The organism is Actinomadura sp. NPDC048032 (genome assembly GCF_040653175.1).
Lineage (GTDB): Bacteria > Actinomycetota > Actinomycetes > Streptosporangiales > Streptosporangiaceae > Spirillospora > Spirillospora verrucosospora.
Window position 1 is genome coordinate 1 of sequence record NZ_JBEZJP010000834.1, and the last position, 1,056, is coordinate 1,056.

Consider the following 1,056-nt stretch of genomic DNA (forward strand, 5'->3'; position numbering starts at 1 on the left):
AGTGAAGACGCAACTCACGAACGCCGGCTCGTAACGCTCGGGTGTGGTTGCCGTCGAGAAGGTCTCCACGGTCCTCGGCGGCGTCGTCGCGCAGCAGGCCGATGATCTCGCGAAGGTGGTCGGTGGCGTCGGCGGCGCCGGTGCGCAGTTCGGCGGCGGCGGCGCGGTGCCGGTCCTGCAGTCCCGGCGCGACCTCCAGCGCGCCGGCGCGCACGGCGATCAGGGCCAGTTCGTGGCCGAGGGAGTCGTGCATGTCCTGGGCGATGCGGGCGCGCTCGCGGAGCCTTTCGCGTTCGGCGACGATGCGCTGCTGGTGCTCCAGGCGTTCGGCGCGTTCCCATCCGGCGCGCAGCAGCTCCTGGTACTGGCGCCAGTAGCGGCCCACCAGCCACGGCAGGACGCCGAACAGGACGAGCCAGACGGTGGCGGGGAACCAGGCGTTGACCTGCGTGCCGCGGACCGCCGACAGCAGCGCCCCGCCGACGAACACTCCGGTGAAGCCCCACAGCAGCGGCTGCGCGCGGGCGCTGCGCAGGCCCGCCAGGTAGGACAGGAAGGGCATGGCGAACACGAAGTTGCCGTGGACGAGGGTCAGCGCGATGACGGTGAGCAGCGCCGGGGCGGGCCAGGCGCGTCCCGCGGCGATCGCGGCGGCGAGGACGCCGAGCCCGGCCGCCTGCAGCCACCACGACGCCCGGCCGGGCTGCGGCGGGGAGACCATGCCGGCCAGGACGGGGAACGCCAGGATCCCGTACAGCAGGACGTCCTTGACCAGCGCGGCGCGGGAGGGCCGGCGGAGCAGCGCCCGCAGGCGGGACGGCGGGGGCGGCGCGGGCGTCGGGAGACCAAGGGCCGCGGAGTCGTTCACGGGGTTCACGCTACTGGCCGGTGAACTGGGCCGTTACTGACGAAAGTCAGGGGCGCGGACGGCGGCTCCCGCCCCGCGATGATCTTCGATCGGTGCGCGGCGCGGGGCGGGGCTGAACTACGGTTGGCGCGTGACAGCGACCCCGCCCCGCCCCCGGCGCCGGCCCGGCGCGCCCGGCCGGGGCGGGG

At 75.2% G+C, this 1,056-nt stretch carries 1 protein-coding gene; it reads right to left on the bottom strand.

Going from position 1 to position 1,056, the window contains the following annotated elements:
* Positions 1-868 (bottom strand): histidine kinase dimerization/phosphoacceptor domain-containing protein (locus AB0C69_RS42575; protein WP_360362697.1); only part of this gene is annotated, 868 nt, incomplete at its 3' end.
* Positions 869-1,056 lie beyond the last annotated feature (188 nt).